An 18,018-nucleotide genomic window follows, 5' to 3' on the forward strand; every position below is an offset into this window, starting at 1 on the left:
ATAAAATGTTTTCAAATATTGCTTTACAATTTCATCGCCAGTCTTCTATTTCAGGACAGAAACTCCATCCCCTCGCTTTTACACACGCTAATATGACATCACATTTCAATTTTTATCTTATTCCTTTACAACGTTTTCACATTCTTCTGCCCCAGCAGGCTCTCCAGAATGCCGACAAGGGTATCATCCCTTCTCACCCAGAGGGATTTCTCCGCCATGGTCTTCTGGTTCTTCTCCGCAAAATAGACATAGACAGGAATATTGCCGTGATATGCTTTCAGCGTCTCCTTCACCTGCGGAAGTGCCGCCTGGTTCTCTCCGGTGATTTTCAAATACAGACGGTTAAAGCCCTCCTGGTATTCATAGATGGAATCCAGATAGATACAAGCGTCCTCATCCTCCCGCTTGGAAACGCCGCCGTCCACTTCGACTACCAGACCATCCCGCAGCTGATGGGAGAACTGTTCAAATTTCTGTGGAAACAGAATCACTTCAATGGATCCATACAGATCCTCCAGCGTAAAGAATGCCATATTACGGTTTGCCTTGGTCAGCTTGTGCCGCACATTGCTCACCAGCCCGACCAGCTTTACCTTATCTCCATCATGATACTTGGCACTTTCCTCCTCACCGCTGTCGGTGATTTCATAGGTGTAGGCGGTCGCCGTCTTTTCGATGCCACTTCGATACTTTTCCAGCGGATGGGTCGTCAGATAAAGTCCCAGCACATCCTTTTCCATATCCAGCATTTCCTTGGGAAGAGGCTGGTTTTCAAACCGGGAAAAATCCACAAATTCCTTGCTTTTCTCCTGACATTCTACTTCCTGCTGACTGAACAGATCGAGCTGCCCGCTCAGATTATTGCGGTTTTCCTCCTGATAGCCGTCCACAATAATCTCAAAGGTCTGCAGAATGGGAATACGGGGAGCCAGCTCATCGAAAGCTCCCCCCATCACCATACTCTCCACCGCCCGCTTATTCAAGTCCTTCGAGGCAAGCCGCATGGCAAACTCATTAAAATTCTTGAATTTTCCCCGCTTCTCCCGTTCTTCCACAATGTTGCTGACAAAATTTGCGCCAACATTCTTTATAGCGCACAATCCATACATAATGTCCTTGCCCTTCGCATAGAATCTGCCCAGACTTTCATTCACATTGGGAGGTATTACCTTGATGCCGCACCGCCCGCAGTCAGCGATATACTGCGTGATCTTATTGGAGGATCCGATAAAGCTGGTCATCAGCGCCGCCATGAACTCCGGCATATAATAGTGCTTTAAGTAAGCGGTCTGAAAAGCCAGAACCGAATAAGCTACCGCATGAGACTTGTTGAACGCATACTTGGCAAACTCTTTGATCTGATTGAAAATTTTCCGTGCTGCAGTCTCGGAGATACCGTTGGAGGCGCAGCCCTCGATAAACAGCTTTTCCTCACTGTTGAGTACCTCGGTTTTCTTTTTGGACATGGCACGGCGCACAATATCCGCTTTGCCCAGTGAATAGTTTGCCAGCTTTCGGAAAATCTGCATGACCTGTTCCTGATAAACAATACAACCATAGGTTGTGCTCAGAATTTCCTCCAATTCATCGCAGACATAGGTTACACGTTTCGGATGCTCCTTGTTCTTGATAAGCTGGGGAATCTGCTCCGCCGGTCCCGGCCGGAACACCGATGTCCCCAGTATCAAATCCTCGAGGCAGCTCGGTTTGAATTCCCTTAAAAACCGCCGCATACCATAGCTTTCAAACTGGAAGATCCCTTCCGTCTCTCCTCGCTGAAACATGGGATAGACCTTCGGATCATCATAGTCAATGTGATCCAGATCAATCTCAATCCCCCGGTTTTCCCGCACGTTGTCCAGCGTGTCCCGAATGACAGTCAAGGTTCTCAGTCCCAGAAAATCCATTTTGAGCAGTCCTAACTCCTCCAGTGTTGTCATGGGAAACTGGGTGGTCAGAAAATCATCGTTTTTGGACAAAGGAACGTATTCATACAGCGGTTTTCCAGAGATTACGACGCCTGCCGCATGAGTGGAGGCATGGCGCACATGTCCCTCCAGCCCTAAAGAAATCTCAATGACCTTGCGGACTTTCTCGTCCTCCTCCATCAGCTGCCGCATTTCCTTACGTTTGAGCGCGTCCTCCAGCGTGACGTTCAGTCCTTGGGGGATCAGCTTTGCAATATTGTCTCCGACATAGTAGGGGTATCCCAAAGCCCGGGCAACATCCCGCACCACGGCCTTCGCCCCCATGGTACCGAAGGTGACAATCTGTGCCACCTGCTCTTTTCCGTATTTTTTCACTACATAGTCGATTACTTCCCCTCGCCGTTCATAACAGAAGTCAATATCGATATCCGGCATGGTTACCCGTTTTTCATTTAAAAAACGCTCAAACAGCAAATCATATTGAATGGGATCTACCCCCGTAATATATAAACAGTATGCTACAATGCTCCCCGCGGCCGAACCCCTCCCCGGACCAACTTTAATGTCATTCTCCTTTGCGAATCGAATAAAGTCGTGAACAATTAGGAAATAGTCCGTAAATCCCATGGAATTGATGACGGAAAGCTCTGTATGAAGTCTCTCCATCAATTGCGGCGTCACTTCCGGATAGCGCTCCGCCATTCCCTTTTCACACAGTTCTCTCAAATACTCTTCTGCATGGACGCCCTCCGGCAAATCGAACTTGGGCAGATGATAGTGGCCGAATTCAAATTCCACTTCACACTGCGCCGCTATTTTTAACGTGTTTTCCATGGACTGGCGCAGAACTTCCGGTTCCAGGGCAGAAAAGGCCGCTTCCATTTCCTCCGCCGCCTTTAGATAAAGTTCCTCAGAGCCGAACTGCATGCGTTTCTCATCATTCATATTCGTCTGCATCTGTACGCACATCAGAATTTCCTGCGTCATAGCATCTTTCTTTTCGATGTAGTGCACATCATTGGTCGCCGCAACCGGAATCTCCAATTCCTGCGCCAGATTTACCAATGCCGGCAGAACGGTTTTGTCATCCTCCAGCCCGTGATCTTGCAGTTCCAGATAGAAGTCGTTTCCGAAGATCCGCTTCAAATTCAAAGCAATCTGCTTTGCCGTTTCCGGCTGTCCGTTCAAGATCGCTTTTGGGATATCTCCCGCCAGACAGGCGGACAGGCAGATTAACCCCTCACTGTATTTCTCCAGCACCTCATAGTCAATCCTGGGTTTATAGTAAAAGCCCTCCATAAAGCCGATGGAACACAAGTGCATCAGATTCTGATAGCCCCTTTGATTCTTTGCCAGCAATATCAGATGGCTGTATTTGTCCTCCTTGGATTTTTCAAATCGGGATCCTCTGGTGATATATACTTCACAGCCAATGATTGGTTTGATTCCCTGTTTTTTGGCATACTTGTAAAAGTCCACGACACCATACATATTGCCGTGATCTGTGATTGCAACCGCACTTTGACCCATTGCCTTGACACGGTCTATCAAATCTTTGATTTTGCAGAGTCCGTCCAGAAGGCTAAACTCTGTATGTACATGTAAATGACAAAAATCTCTCATATTTTCTCCCCGCCGGAACGGCGCTCACATGTTTCCGGAAGTCCGTCTGCAAACTCCATGATTTTCCGCATTCTGTGGTTCACACCCGATTTTGTGATTGGAATTTTCAGCATTTCCCCGATTTCTTTCAAGCTCAAATCAGAATTTTCATAGCGAATCCTTGCAATTTCCTTTAAACTTTCCGGCAAATCGTCAAACTTATTCAGCCGCATAATCTTTTCAATGGCAAGAATTTGGGGCACTGCCGCATTCACTGTTTTATCGAGATTTGCCTGTTCAAAATTCTGCTTGCGGTTCAAATCATTTCGAATTTCCTTTTCCAGCATGATCTCATGGTAGCGGAAAAACATCTGTGTCGCGCCAAGCAGATTCAAAACATCGGCAATGACTTCCTTTTCCTTGAAATATAGGACATAATTTGAATTTCTCACAATGATCTTCGGATAGAAGCCCAACTTTTCGAACAATTCTTTCAAGTCATTGGCAAGATTATAACGAAAGGTGACAAATTCCAGATGGTATCCCTTTTTGGGATTGGTCACTGAGCCGGCAGCCAGGAAAGCTCCCCGTATAGCAGAGTACATACAGCATTCTTCATTGAGAAGCTTCCGGTTAAGCCTTGCAGAAGCATTCTTTCCATCCGTCAGCCCAAAATAATTGAGCATGTCCGCAATCAGATTTTTATCCTGCACATCAATAAAATAACCGTTTGTCTGCTCATTTTTCTTAAATCCGATAAATTTGCTGTCCGGAAACATGCTTTTCAAAAGCAGGTTAATATATCTGGCAACAGCCGGATTTTCTGTGTTCATTTTGATTCTATTATCAGACAGTATATTAAAAAAGGAAAATGCCGCATTGAGAAAAGCTGTCCTGCAGCAGGTCCGCTCTTCCAATACAGCACACATTTCATTCTTTACATCCGAAGAAAAGGACATTCTTCCACCTCCTTAACAAGAAGCGCAGAGGTTCCATCCGACACTCCAATGCTTCAATTCTTCAACGGCCTTCATCCTGGATTCTGTTTTTTCCATCCCTCTCGATATCACGGTGTCCCAGAAACATATTGTGCCCGCTGGCATGAAGCCGATCGTGAAGTTCTTTTGCGATGGCAACGGAACGATGCATTCCTCCGGTACAGCCGATGGCGATCACCAGCTGACTCTTTCCCTCCTCGATATAGTAGGGATACAGAAATTCAATCATATCGGTAAGTTTGTCCACAAACGTATTGGTCTGCTCATAGGCAAACACAAAATCCCTCACTTGCTTAGAGAGACCGTTATACTCTTTCAAATCCTTAATGTAATACGGATTGGGCAAAAAACGGACATCGAAAACCAGATCCGCATCCAATGGCATGCCGTATTTAAAACCAAAGGAAATGATATGAGTGACAATTCCCTCGTACTTTTCCCCGTTCATATAGACAGCCTTAATCTGTTCTTTTAACTGGTTTGCCGTCAGATTGGAGGTATCAATGATATTATTGGCCATCCCCCTCAGTTCTTCCAGCTTGCGCCTCTCCTTGTTAATTGCCTCCAGCACAGTGGAATTTTCATTGACTAAAGGATGCTTTCTACGCGTCTCTTTAAACCGTTTTACCAGAACTTCATTGTTGGCTTCCAAAAACAGAATCTCAAAATCAAAATGCAGGTCTTTCAATTCCGCAATGGCGTTATTGATTTCATTGAACATCTCTTTACCGCGCAGATCAGTTACCAGCGCCAGCTTTTCAATTTTTGACTGCATACAGACTTGGGCTATTTTGGGGATCAGCACCGGAGGAATATTATCGATACAATAAAAGCCCACATCCTCCATGCAGTTGACCACCTGACTCTTTCCGGCGCCCGACAGACCGGATACAATTACAAATCTCACGAAAGTACCCCTTTCCAATCTTCCTCGATTGTTTTCACTTCCAACTCCAATTCCACACCAAACTGCTTATAAACCTCATTCTTTACAAAATCAATCAGCCGGAGCATATCCTCGCAGGTAGCGCCTCGGTCATTTACCAGAAAACCGCTGTGCTTTTCGGACACGCAAGCCCCTCCTATTCTTGTCCCCTTCAAACCGCAATCCTCAATCAGCTTGGAGGCAAAATAGCCCTCCGGTCTTTTAAAGGTGCTTCCGGCCGACGGGAGATTCAAAGGCTGTTTGGACACTCTGCGCTGGGTGTAATCCTCCATTTTTTCTTTGATCTCATTCGGATTTCCCGGCGCCAGTGTTAACTTGGAAGAAAGGATACAGTGCGGCTTACCGGAAAAGAAGCTATGCCGGTAAGAAAAGTTGTGCTGCTGTCCATTTATTGTTTTTACCTGTGTACCATCCAAATAGGTTGTCTCAGTGAGCACATCTTTGATTTCAGAGCCGTAAGCGCCCGCATTCATACACACAGCGCCGCCCACCGTACCGGGAATACCCGAAAGCGCCTCAAAACCGGATAACCCATTTCTGAGAAGGAGATTTGCCGCCTTAGACATCATCACCCCGGCAGAAACCGTCATGCTGTTTCCGGAAGTGGAAATCTCGCAAAGACCAGTTGTCTTGATGACCGCTCCGCGGTAGCCCTTGTCGGACACCAACAAATTGGAGCCGTTCCCCATAAAGAAGTAGGGGATTTCTTCCTCCCTCAATATACGACTGATTTCAGCCACCTCACGGGCACATTCCGGTATCAGCATAAGATCCGCCGGTCCGCCAATCTGAAAGGAGGTATGTTTTTTCAGGGGTTCCTCTTTTAATATATTTTTTGTCACACTCTGAAGCTTTTGATAAATTTCCATCTGAACCCTCTCTTTGTCATTTTCCGATTTCTATCTGATTAATCATTTGCGCAAACTGTTCTATTTTTTCATAAAATATTCTGGCGGAAACATCCTTGACTACAAGCCGCACTATCCATTTATCCAAGCCCTTCACTTTCGAAAACTCGCCGCCGAAGCATTCCTTTTGTATTGCCTTTTTCAGCAGTTCCCTTGAATAATTCTCTTTAAAATATTGTTCCCTGTTTTGATAAAATGCGGCGGTCAGAAACAGAGCACATTTTTTTATCTCTTTTTCCTGTTTCTGAACGAATTCCGTCACCCGCCTGTCAATCTGTCCAAAACGGATATTGCTGCCCACAACGACCAGATCATAATCTGCTGCCTTCCCATTGAACTGCTCCGTCAAATTGGCTATCGTAATATCTGCATTGAGCAATTTTGAAAGCTGAACGGCACACTTTTCCGTACTGCCGTATTTCCCGGCATAGGCGATAAGTATTTTCATAAAATCCGCCTCTTTTCTGAGGGTTATCCCTCAAAGATATCAATTGTCTTCCGTTCCAATATATAATCGTGAAAGGCATTTATATTCCTGTTTACAATAAGTTCTTCGGGAAAATCCGCTTCCTTTAAAATGGAAAAAGCGCTTTCCCACTCTCCCAGCAAGGTGTGATAGTGGGCATCTGTGGAAACACAAACGCGCACACCATACCGCTTGCATAGCTTTGCCACATTCACACAGTTTTCCCAACTGCCTTTTCGCATCCTTGCAGAATTATTATTGATCTCAATGATTTTTCCGAGTCTGCCGGCTTCTTGGACTACCGCTTCATAATCACAAGGATAACGCGCTTGCCCGATATGTCCAAGGCAATCCACCGCCGGATTGTGCAGCGCCCCTAGATAAGTTTGTGTGATCTCCAGAAGAGTGCCGGGTTTCAGACAAGGAGTATGGATACTGGCAATCACCCACTCCAAATCCGCTGTCTGTTCCGGAGTCAAGTCCACGTTTCCCTCATAATCGTAGAGATTCAGCTCTGCTCCCCGAATCAGAAGTACGCCGTGTATCCTACGGGGTAATATCTTTAAATTCACAAAATGGAAAGGATGCGGCACGCCGTTTTCAAGAATAGGACCGTGATCGGTTACGCAGACTCCTTTCACCCCAATGGCTGCCGCATAACTGCACAATTCTGTCACCGTGGAATACGCATGCGCCGTAGCAATCGTATGAGCATGGGTTTCCACCTCTATGGGATACTGCAATTCATTCATCTCCTATAACTGTTCCTCCGCACTCATTTTTTCCATGAGGCGGTCATTTAATTCCTGCGCCGGGTTAAATCCCATCTTTTTCTGACGGTTATTCATGGCCGCAACTTCCACTACTACAGCCAAATTTCTGCCCGGACGAACCGGAATGGTCAAGCTGGGAATCTGTATCCCTAGAATATCTGTATATTCGGTTACAAGACCTAAGCGGTCATAATGCTTCTTCTCATTCCATGCCTCCAATGCAATCACCATATCAATCTTTTCGGTGGGTTTTACAGCCCCCATACCGAAAATACGGCGCACATCAATAATCCCGATTCCGCGCAATTCGATGAAATGACGAATGATTTCCGGTGAAGAGCCCACCAGTGATTTATCGGAAACCCGTTTGATTTCTACCGCATCATCGGCAACCAGACGATGCCCTCTCTTCACCAATTCAACAGCTGTCTCTGATTTTCCAACGCCGCTCTCTCCCAGAATAAGCACCCCTTCGCCATACACCTCTACCAGCACGCCATGACGGGTGATACGCGGCGCCAGTTCCACACTCAAATAGCTGATAACTGCTGCCATAAAACGGGAAGTGGAATTTTTCGTGCGGTAAATGGGAACTTCATATTTTCTCGCCGCCTCTATCAGTTCGGGGAAAACAGGCAGTTCTCTTGTCACAATGACAGCCGGTTCTTTAAAGCTTAACAGGCGGTCAAAAATCTGTATCCTCTCTTCCGCTGTTTTCCCTTCCAGATAAGTATATTCCACCCTTCCCAAAATCTGAAGACGTTCCCTCTCAAAATAGTCAAAGAAACCAACGATAGGCAGTCCCGGACGGTTGACATCCGTGCAGTGTACCTGCCTGCGCTCAATATCTTCCGGCTCATACACTCCCTCCAGGTTAAATTCTTTCTGAAGCTGTTTCATCGAGACATAAAAAGTGCTCATATCCATATTGTTTACCCCGTTTCTGTTTCATATCCTTTTCGAGTCAAAAAGACCGTAACTCCGTATCTAATTTCATTCAGGAAAAATGAGAGTATTCTTTCTTAAAATCTGATATTTCGAAAAAATGATACACACTAAGTCATTTCAAACGCATCCGAAATATTTTTCCTCTTCTGCTGATTTCATAGCGTTCATTTTCTACCATAATTATATTAGAAAACAGCTCTCTTGTAAATAGTTTTCGGGGATATATCCGCATTTTTTCAAAAAAATGCTTGCATTTTTGTCCAAAGTTTGTTAGAATATTGGTTGTGAGTTTAAAAGCAATGGGGTTTTATGCCCTTTTTCATAGGAAATTGCTTACGTATATTGGGTATAGGAGGTGCGATGAATGGCTAAATGTGAAATCTGCGGAAAAGGTACTTGCTTCGGCATCCAGGTCAGCCACTCTCACAGAAGAAGTAACAGAACTTGGAAAGCAAATGTAAGAAAAGTGAAAGCTGTTGTAAACGGACAGGCGAAAAAAATAAATGTCTGCACAAAATGCTTGCGTTCCGACAAAGTGACCAGAGCAATATAGCAAAAATGAAAAAACAAAAGATTTGAGTTCAATGGAAACAGCAAAGGCCTGATATCATATGATATCAGGCTTATTTTTTAGTCCTTTTCGAAACGTTAGGAGACGGTTTTTATGCTGTCTCTTCTTTCCGTTCCAGGCTCTTTTTTTCCATTTTCCAGATCTCTTCCTTATAGGACAGAGGTTCCATACCTTTCATTCCGCGCAGCATATTCAGCAATTTAACGATCAGTCTGACCTGTTCCAGTTCTTTCCTTCTCATGATATCCTCCCCTTGCTGAAAGGAATTCAGCATTTATTTTGAAATTGGTTTTCTCTTTGTTGATTATTAATCAACAAAGGTATTTTAACACTTCGTTGATTAATTGTCAACACATTGCGAGATCTTGCGGAAATAAGTTGATTTTTAAGAAACACTATGTTATACTGATACCATAAGGATTTAACACTTATCCATAAGTATGCTACGTATTAAAGGAGTGTCCGTTTATGAACACATTGGGAGAAAAAATCAAAGAGAGACGGAGGGCTGCCGGGATTTCACAGGATTTTCTTGCAAAAAAGCTGGGATACCGCTCCCGCTCTACCATCGCAAAAATAGAATCCGGCGAAAATGATGTTTCACAAGCAAAAATTCAGGCCTTTGCAGACGCACTCGATTGCTCTGCCGCTTATCTAATGGGACTGAATGAAAACCCTTCTGCAAACAACTCCGTGAAAATTCCTGTCCTGGGCAGGGTTGCAGCAGGTATCCCCCTTGAGGCAGTTCAGGACATTCTTGACTTTGAGGAAATTTCATCCGAAACTGCCCGCAACGGAGAATATTTTGCACTTCAGATAAAGGGAAACAGCATGGAACCCAGAATCTGTGAGGGAGATGTGGTAATCGTGCGGCGCCAATCGGAGGTGGAAAGCGGAGAAATTGCCATTGTTCTGGTAAACGGAAACGATGCCGTCTGTAAAAAAGTTATGAAACACGGTTCCGGAATCAGTCTGGTTTCTTTGAATCCAGCCTATGAACCGATGTTTTTTACCAACGAAGAAATCAACTCTCTCCCGGTTACCATTCTGGGGCGAATGATGGAATTGCGGGGGAAATTTTAAAAGGAAGGTTTGACACAAGCAAGACCGCAAAAAGTCTTCTGTCGGATGAGATATCAAAAAGACGCACAGCTGATTTTGGATCAGCTGTGCGTCTTTCCTTTTGTTCAATTCACAAATGCCGGCATTTTCACACATGCCGAGTGCAGATGCTCCCGCTTTGGTACAAAGCGGCACAGTGTTGTATCATCGCTGAAATAGATATTGCCGTCGCCTCCCTTAGCCATCATGAAAGCATGCTGATCATAAATGCGGTAGGACTTTGTTCTCAAATCAATAACAGTCAGCTTCTCATTCAAATTGCAGTACAGAATATTTCCGTCAAAAACCAGACTTGCAGGTTTCCAGACCGTATTGGCTATATCCCAGTCACTTCGTGAAATATTGATGTATTCCTCCGGATCCAGCGTATCCGGATTTAGTCGGAAAACGATCCCAGCACTTACTCCCCATAGATTTCCCTGTCCGTCAAAGCCCATTCCACCGATATGCATCAGACCGCCGGATTTAAAGTCGAATTGCAGAGTTCTTTCCAAAAGCAGTTTCTCCTTTTTCAGGTCATAAGCAAATACTTTTGCATCGGTCTCGGTCGGATTGCTTCCAAGGCCTCCCCAAATGCCTGATGAACCGTAAATGATCCCATCCTGATAGCAAAGACTGGTGATACTCTGATTTTTGATGATATGCCTCTTTACCCTTTTTTCCCCTGTACGGGGATTGTAAATGGTAAGGGCTCCGCCCAGTGTGCCGTAATCGGGCACTGTGCCCACAACTAAAAGTCCGTCTGCCTCACACAGTGCAAACGGTCTGTCCTGCGCTTCTCCAATCCGGAAAATTGGTTTGGGATTTTCGTGTTCCGCAAAAGGCTTTTTCAAGTCCAGCTCCCAGATAACTGCCCGGGTGTAAATCCCCATATACACCTTGCCGTCAAAGGAAGTGATTCCCTCGGTTTGGCGGCAAATAAAGGGGTGAAAACTGTTTTCATGGCAGCGGTAAATTCCGCCCTTTGTCCCCATATATCCGCCGAATACAATATCCCCGTCGCAGGTGGAGGCCAGCGCTTTGATCTGGATGGCGTCGCTGAATTCCTCCCCGATGCACACAAATTCCACGGTCTTGTTCTCAAAATTGATATAGCTGAGCGCATTGTGATCATAATTGCTTGTGATATAGGTATATCCAGGATATTTTTCCTGATCCTCCAGCCAGAAAAAGCCGCCGCCCATCAGTCCGTTGGCATAGTCAAAGCCGTCGTCCCCTTCCGGAAGCTTGTGATAGGCGATTCCGGTGTTGAATACGTTCATTGTATCCAGTGTTATCCCCTTCAGCTCTCCGTCTGCTCCGACAAAATACACATTCCCTTCATGCTCCTGGCTGACATGCTGTCCGCCCAAGCTCTGCTCACATAGCTCCGTCCATGCTTCCCGCTCCAGGTCATAGCAGAGGATATAGTAAATACCCTCTGCCGTTTTCAGAACCGGAAACAGATAGTTTTCAATGCGGGTCATATAGTAAACCGCGTTGAGATTCACTTGCAGGAAAGATGGAAAACCAAGTTCCCGGCGTTCTCCATTTTCCAGATTCAGGCACACCAGCTTAGGATTCTCCGAGCGGGTTCCCCCATATACCTTTCCCTTGTAATAGGCGGAGGAAATGCAATACATTTCCTCACCCGTCAGACATCCGTAATCGGTAACCGAATGGTTCTTTTCCTGATAACGGAAAACCTTTCCGCCCGGATAGGTCCCGCCGTATACGCTTCCGTCTTCCCCGCAGGTTAAATGGTACACTGCTTCCTCGTCCAGCACGGAAGACACATTTTGAAGTTCTTTTGTTCCGCAGTCATAACGGAACAGCTGTGCAGGCGAGCCAAAGGTTCCGAAATACACGTTGCCGTCCTTATCCACCGTCTGCGTCCAGCAAGCCGCCGTATGATATTTGCTGTTATGCCTGATACTCCGGAAAGGCTTTTTCCGGTTGACATCGTACACAACAAACGTGCCGGGGCTGCCGGTGACGGAAAAGCACAAAGCGTCCTTTCCATCCTCTTTGCTCTTCACACAGTGCAGAATAAAAGTATTTTGAAGCGGCTGTCCAAGCTTCTGGATTTCACCGTTTAAACTGTCCATTCTATCATCCTCAAATTTCAGGTAATTGATGTTTTTTTACAGCATTGCGGGGACGTCGTTCTCAATGAAATTGAGCAGCGTCTGTATCAGCGCTTCGTCCTCCGCTGTCACCGCCCCCTCCTCTTCGGTGATGACGATAAGACCGCGGTCGTCCCAGAACACGAATTTTCCCAGCGCCTCGCAGATGGCCCGCAAAGGCAGCATCGTTCTGTCATTCTCGGTGATGGCCGCAGTGTCCATCTCCATCTCCTCGTCGTTGACCGTAAGCTTGCTCTCCCCGAGGACGATCTTGATCCGGTCTCTGCCCTGCACGATGGTTACGGTCTGGGCTTCCCCGTCCCAGTCCACCTTCGCGCCGACCGCCTCGGCGATAAATCGTACTGGTACAAGGGTTCTTCCGTCCTTTTCCTTGGCAACCACCTTGGGGTCGTTGCTGTCAATATTCATCGCCTTCTGGTTGGCGTAGGCCACGTTGGAATCCAGCTTCATAACGATGCCGTTGCCCACAACCTCCTTAATCTCCTCGGCGCTTTTCTGATCCATGCTGGCCATCACCAGCTTATATAGATTGAATCCGTCGGAGCTCCATCCACTGTGATAGATGTTTCCGTCGTCCCCCAGCACAAAGTACTGCATGGAACGCCAGGTGTGGTTAAACTCCATGGTTTCTGGGTCCAGAATGATCAGATAGCCGTTGCACACTGCGTACAGAACGCCATCCTTGTCAAATTCCAGCTGTGCCATAGTGGACATGGTCTTGCGCTCGTAGTACATCTTATCGGCCACCACCGATTTGATGGTATCCAGGGTAACAGGATCCAGACAGAAGATAGCTCCGCTGGAGATGCCCCACAGGTTGCCGTCCGGACCGATTTCGATATCGCCCAGCGTCTTATTGGGAGCGGAGGTGCCGTCGATCTGAACCGGTTTGCTCAAAGTGACTTTTCTCTGCTCCACATCGAAAGCGAAGATATAGGCCTCGTTTGCAGGGTAAGGCGTCACGGGAACAAAGGTTGAGGTGGCTCCATACAGGATGCCGTCCTTGTACGCAAGCCCGTCTACACTCTGCCCCGGGAACAGATCAGCGTAAAAGTCAAACTGGCCGGTACGCTTATCAAAAATTCCAATCCCACCAGTGTCGAATCCGCTGCGTGGATAGGAGCCTACTGCGATAAGATTCTCGTCAATCTTGCAGATGTCAAAGATTCTGTCCTGATTTTTGTCTCCCAGACTTCCCAGCAAAACGGGATTTGTGTCGGAGGGAGGTTGCGTCAGGTCGTATTCATAAAGGGTTGCCTGGGTATAGCCGCCCAGATAAGCGATATTTCCATACCGCTTGATGGATTCCGACTGGTTGCTCCTGTATTTCACAGTCTCCCCGGTTTTGGGATTATAAACCGCCATGTATTCCCCCATATAACTTCCCATCAGCAGGGTGTTGTTCAGCCCCAGCTCAATATGCTGGATGTGTGCTGAGACAAAGGGAAGCTGATATTCGTCCAAAACCACCGTCTGCTTGCTCTGCATATTGAGGGCAACCAGCGCCTGACTGTTTCTGGAAAAGGTAATCAGAGATTCCCCGGGAAGCTCTGGGTGACCTGGGATCTCCATCCAGGTGCATCCCACCAGATTACCGTAATAGTAAGTCTCGGTGTTTCTGGCCTCCATGGTCTCTAGATCGATCTCATACAGGCCCACCTCAGATATGGGCGCGCTGGCCGGTGCGGAGAGGACATAGGTTTTCCCATCCCCCTTATAGGGCGGCAGCCAGAAGCCATAGCCTCTGGGAAGCTGTAAAACCCAGTCGCCCTTGTCCGCATCGTACACCAGGCAGTAGGAGCTGCGATCCTCGTTCTTGGTGGTGCAGAAGATCAGGTTGTCGATGCTGTCCATCATATAATAGTTGACCACCTTGGCCCCCGGATAGGTCTCCTCCGGTTGCTTTAGCTTAGTCACCTCGCCGGTTTTCACGTCGATGCTGACAAAGCTGGTGGTAGGCGCTTGACCTCCCGCATAGATTTTTCCGTTGTAGTAGGCCATGCTCATCACATACCGCTCTCCGGGGAACACATTGCTGTATTCCTGAACGATGTTCAGATCCTTGTCGCATTTATAGATATTGGGGGTGGGGAAGGTACCGAAATAGATATTCCCCTCCTCGTCAAAGACCAGCCCATAGCCCGCCGTCATGCCGGCGATAGGGGTGGTTCCGCTGCTCTGCAGCTCTTTGGTGGTGACATTGTAGCGATACAGCAGGATATAGCCGTGGGGCAGGATATAGATGTTGCCGTCCGGCCCCTTTTTGATATACCAAGCCGTCTTGGTGTAAGCGCTGGCGCTGGCCTGCAGGGGCATGGAGCGCTCCACCTTCTTTTCGTCCAGATTGTACACGAAGAAGGTTGCCGTGGGGCGGGAGGCCTCCACAATATACATCATATTCTTGCCGTCCTCCACGCCGAACTCACAGGCCACCGCGTCGATGATTCCCATGGGACCGCCCAGAGGTACCTGCTCATAAAATTCCTTATCTATCCGTCTTCCCGTCCCCTCCGCGCCGGCGGAAACCGCCATGGCGGAGAGGGACAATACCATTGCCAGAACCACGCAGAGTATGTTCTTCCTCTTTTTCATTGTTTACCCTCCTCGGATTATCCCTCATAGGGGTTGTTTACAAGTTGCGGGAATGCGTAACCGCTGTCAGCGTCAAAAAACCAGACATCGGAATCCTCAAAGCCTGCCAGAGGCGCTTCCGCGTTTGAGAGCTCATCCGCAGTCACCTCTTTTGCTACCGCATCCGTTTCTTTATTGACCTTCACATAATAGATATTTCCCGCTGTTGCGATCTTCCCCGCATTATTGATTGCTGTAAGGGTGGAAATCGCTGCAGGAACCGAATAGCAATTTTTCACAGTCACGCTGTTCCCTAACGTTCCAACCAGGCCAGCACAGTATCTGGCGCTTAAAAGTTTTCCGGTGTTAAAGCTGTTGGTATAGGTGCTACTTGCATCGGCATGCCCGACCAGTCCGCCGCCGTAGCTTCCGTTGGTGATATCTCCGGCATTATAGCACTGATCGACTGTTCCTGAAAGACTTCTGCCTACAATACCGCCGGCTCTTCCAGCGCCGTTGACAGAACCAAGGTTTGCACATTTTGCAATGGATCCGGCTCTGTCAAAGCCTGCGATGCCACCGCAGTAGGAATTCAGATATCCTACGATTTGTACAGCGCCGTAGTTTTTACAACTCTGAACCGAACCGTTGAGATGATAGCCAACAATACCGCCGGTCTGTATGCCAAGGCTATTGCTGGGTGTTCCGGAAAGGACGCTGCTTAAAACAACTGCTCCCGTTTCATTGACACAATTGCTGATTACGCCCGCCTGGCCAGCAATACCGCCGGTCAGCAAAGCGTTGCCTCCCACATTGCTGTTGTAGTGGTTTTCCACCTTCCCGCTGTTTCTGCAGTCCACAATCCCTGCATTCGTTTTTTGCAGGCCTATAACGCCGCCGACAGCCCCCTCAAAGGTTCCGCTCATCACGCTGTTGTCATTGTAGATTGTCCCGGAGTTCTCACACCTTTCTACCAGACAGGCCGCTTCGCCGGCAATACCACCTGCAAAGGGCGCCTGCACATTCAATGCGCCTTTGTTCACACAATCGGAAAGGGTACTGTTCTCATCAATTTTTCCGACTATGCCGCCTGTGTAGGAGCCGCCGGCAATGCCGGAGCCGCTGACTGTGATAACCGCGCTGTTTTCACAGTCTGTGATCTGCGCTTCCTCCGCCAGTCCGGCAATTCCCGCTGTATACGGAACAGTACTCTCAATGGTGCCCGTGACGCCGATGTTCCGAATCACTGCGCCCTTTACCTGTCCAAACAGAGAGGGATACTCCCCGCCGGTCAATGCGACCTCAATATTCTTTAATCCATCTGCCGTATAACTTCCGGTAAACGGCGCGCCGCTCTGTACCGAAACCGGTACCAGCTGATCGCCGCCGCTGAAATCTTTGCTCTGGACAAAGAAGGCGTCCAGATTTTTATGAATGTTGTTGAAGTGCCGTACGTTTGCAATCTCAAAGGGGGATTCCTCCGTGCCTTCCCCGCCTCCGTAAACAAAGTCTTTGACAATCGTGTCGGATTTCTCCCCTGCATTGACGGTAATGATATAATCGGTTTCTTTGATTTTGCCGTTTTCATCTTTGATGGCGTCGCTTAAGTCAAAAGGAGATGCAGGGTTATCATACTGCTTGGTGCCTGCCGCGGAACGAACAGTCAGACTGTCAGCCGTCCCGTCAAACTGAGCACAGTACATCTCCTCGCCCGCTTCGTTTTCGCTGTAAGTCACCTTAAGTCCCAGTTCGCCAGAACTGTCCTCATTGTATACCTGATAGATAAATTCTGTTTTTTCACAGTATTCCGAATCCTCATACCCTTCTGCGCCAATCGCTTTGACACATACCTGCATCGTTGCTTTCGCCCCCAGATAGGAAGCCGTCAGCACCTTTATGTCCTCCAAGAGCTCCGCATTGGTCTGGGCGGTAGAGATCTCTCTGCTCTCCTCCTCAAAATCCAGTTTTACAAGATAGGAGGAAGCGTTTTTCACTTCTTTCCAGCTATAGAGATAACCCTTTTCCGAGAGCTCGGCAACCGGCGCAGACAGCACGCTTGAATAGATAAACTCTGTTTTTCCGGAATAATCCGAATCTTGGTATCTTCCGGTTCCAACCGCCTTGACGCACACTTGCAGTGTAACGGTTTTTTCCCCGGACTCGCTTGCCATAGCCTGAATTTCCTTTGTCAGATCGACACTGGTCTGTGTTGTGGAAATTTCCTTGCTGGAGCCTTCAAAATCCAGCTTCACCAGATAGGAGGAAGCATTTTTTACTCTTTCCCAGCTGTAGGTATAAGTATCCGCCAGCAGCTTGGGAATCGGCACAGCCAGTTCGTTTACTGTGGAGGAACCGCCTCCCCCTCCTCCGGAACCGGAAGAAGAACCAGCCGATCCTCCCGGTCTTATCACGACGGACGGTGTTGTTGTAGGGAGGGGTGTACTTGTCGGCGGAACGGTTACAATCGGCGTTTCACTGATTTTTCCCGCCTGCCAGAGAATATAAAAAGCCTCCGCTCTGGTAATGGGATTGGACGGCTGAAAGGTGCCGTCATCATATCCGCTGATCAGTCCGTTCTCTTTTAAAAGAGAAACAGCCTGCCTTGCCCAGTCAGGAATCTGATCGGCGTCACCAAAAGGAAGCGTGCTTTCCCTCTGTGGAAGCGCTAAAATTCGGCTTAGAATGACGCAGACTTCCGCCCTGGTAATGTTCCGGTCGGGCTCCGCATTTCCCTGGGTGTCTCCGGTGAGATAGCCAACGTGCTTTGCAATCAAAAATTCTTCATAGTACCAGGCTTCCGCACTGACATCGGCAAAATTTTCCGCCGCTTTATCCGCCAGCTTGAAAGCACGGTTGACGGTCTTGGCAAACTCGGCGCGGGTGATATCCTCGTCCGGATTGATGTTGCCGTTCTGATCGCCTCCGATCACTGATTCAGCAATCAGAGAACGGATGGCTTCCTCTGCCCAGTGACCTGCAAAATCCTCCGCCGATACGGGGAAGAAAATCATCTGACAGGACACGGCAATGGATAACAAAATACTAAAAAAACGTTTCAT

The 18,018-nt window shown here is 47.6% G+C and carries 13 protein-coding genes; 2 read left to right on the top strand and 11 right to left on the bottom strand.

What is annotated here, in order from left to right:
* Window positions 1–125: 125 nt before the first annotated feature.
* The 7 genes from KQI32_RS05745 to hprK form a co-directional block, all read right to left on the bottom strand.
* Window positions 126–3,551, bottom strand: a complete 3,426-nt coding sequence (locus tag KQI32_RS05745) for a DNA polymerase III subunit alpha (RefSeq protein ID WP_216424278.1) — start codon at window positions 3,549–3,551, stop codon at window positions 126–128.
* Window positions 3,548–4,489 (bottom strand): DNA-binding protein WhiA, encoded by a 942-nt coding sequence (gene whiA, locus KQI32_RS05750; RefSeq protein ID WP_177689634.1) that lies wholly within the window; start codon window positions 4,487–4,489, stop codon window positions 3,548–3,550. Before whiA ends, KQI32_RS05745 begins: the two co-directional genes overlap by 4 nt.
* A 61-nt stretch (window positions 4,490–4,550) precedes the next feature.
* Entirely contained in the window at window positions 4,551–5,435 is an 885-nt protein-coding gene (gene rapZ, locus KQI32_RS05755) for an RNase adapter RapZ (RefSeq protein ID WP_177689635.1), read from the bottom strand.
* A complete protein-coding gene (gene murB / locus KQI32_RS05760; RefSeq protein WP_216424279.1) occupies window positions 5,432–6,343 on the bottom strand; it encodes a UDP-N-acetylmuramate dehydrogenase in 912 nt (303 codons plus the stop codon). Before murB ends, rapZ begins: the two co-directional genes overlap by 4 nt.
* A 16-nt stretch (window positions 6,344–6,359) precedes the next feature.
* A complete protein-coding gene (locus KQI32_RS05765) occupies window positions 6,360–6,830 on the bottom strand; it encodes a flavodoxin domain-containing protein (protein ID WP_216424280.1) in 471 nt (156 codons plus the stop codon).
* 23 nt (window positions 6,831–6,853) lie between these two features.
* Window positions 6,854–7,600, bottom strand: coding sequence for a phosphatase (locus KQI32_RS05770; protein WP_177689639.1), 747 nt, complete (start codon window positions 7,598–7,600; stop codon window positions 6,854–6,856).
* Window positions 7,601–7,603: 3 nt separating this feature from the next.
* The gene (gene hprK / locus KQI32_RS05775) at window positions 7,604–8,548 is read right to left on the bottom strand and encodes an HPr(Ser) kinase/phosphatase (protein WP_177689641.1); all 945 of its coding nucleotides are present in this window, start codon (window positions 8,546–8,548) and stop codon (window positions 7,604–7,606) included.
* A 385-nt stretch (window positions 8,549–8,933) separates the two neighbouring features.
* On the opposite strand from hprK, the gene rpmB reads away from it, so the two are divergent.
* Window positions 8,934–9,122, top strand: a complete 189-nt coding sequence (gene rpmB / locus KQI32_RS05780) for a 50S ribosomal protein L28 (RefSeq protein ID WP_177689642.1) — start codon at window positions 8,934–8,936, stop codon at window positions 9,120–9,122.
* A 109-nt stretch (window positions 9,123–9,231) separates the two neighbouring features.
* On the opposite strand, the gene KQI32_RS05785 is transcribed toward rpmB, so the two are convergent.
* Window positions 9,232–9,381, bottom strand: coding sequence for a hypothetical protein (locus KQI32_RS05785; protein WP_177689644.1), 150 nt, complete (start codon window positions 9,379–9,381; stop codon window positions 9,232–9,234).
* Window positions 9,382–9,608: 227 nt separating this feature from the next.
* On the opposite strand from KQI32_RS05785, the gene KQI32_RS05790 reads away from it, so the two are divergent.
* On the top strand, window positions 9,609–10,223 hold the full coding sequence (locus tag KQI32_RS05790; protein ID WP_177689645.1) for a LexA family transcriptional regulator: 615 nt from the start codon (window positions 9,609–9,611) through the stop codon (window positions 10,221–10,223).
* A 104-nt stretch (window positions 10,224–10,327) separates the two neighbouring features.
* Here the strand turns inward: KQI32_RS05790 and KQI32_RS05795 are convergent, their stop codons facing one another.
* The 3 genes from KQI32_RS05795 to KQI32_RS05805 are packed head-to-tail and all read right to left on the bottom strand — an operon-like array spanning window position 10,328 to window position 18,018.
* Window positions 10,328–12,349, bottom strand: a complete 2,022-nt coding sequence (locus KQI32_RS05795; protein WP_216424281.1) for a hypothetical protein — start codon at window positions 12,347–12,349, stop codon at window positions 10,328–10,330.
* 36 nt (window positions 12,350–12,385) lie between these two features.
* Complete coding sequence (locus tag KQI32_RS05800; protein ID WP_216424282.1) at window positions 12,386–14,980, bottom strand: stalk domain-containing protein; 2,595 nt, start codon at window positions 14,978–14,980, stop codon at window positions 12,386–12,388.
* 17 nt (window positions 14,981–14,997) lie between these two features.
* Entirely contained in the window at window positions 14,998–18,018 is a 3,021-nt protein-coding gene (locus KQI32_RS05805; protein WP_216424283.1) for an S-layer homology domain-containing protein, read from the bottom strand.

It is taken from the genome of Acetivibrio sp. MSJd-27, from assembly GCF_018918095.1.
Classification (GTDB): domain Bacteria; phylum Bacillota; class Clostridia; order UMGS1840; family HGM11507; genus HGM11507.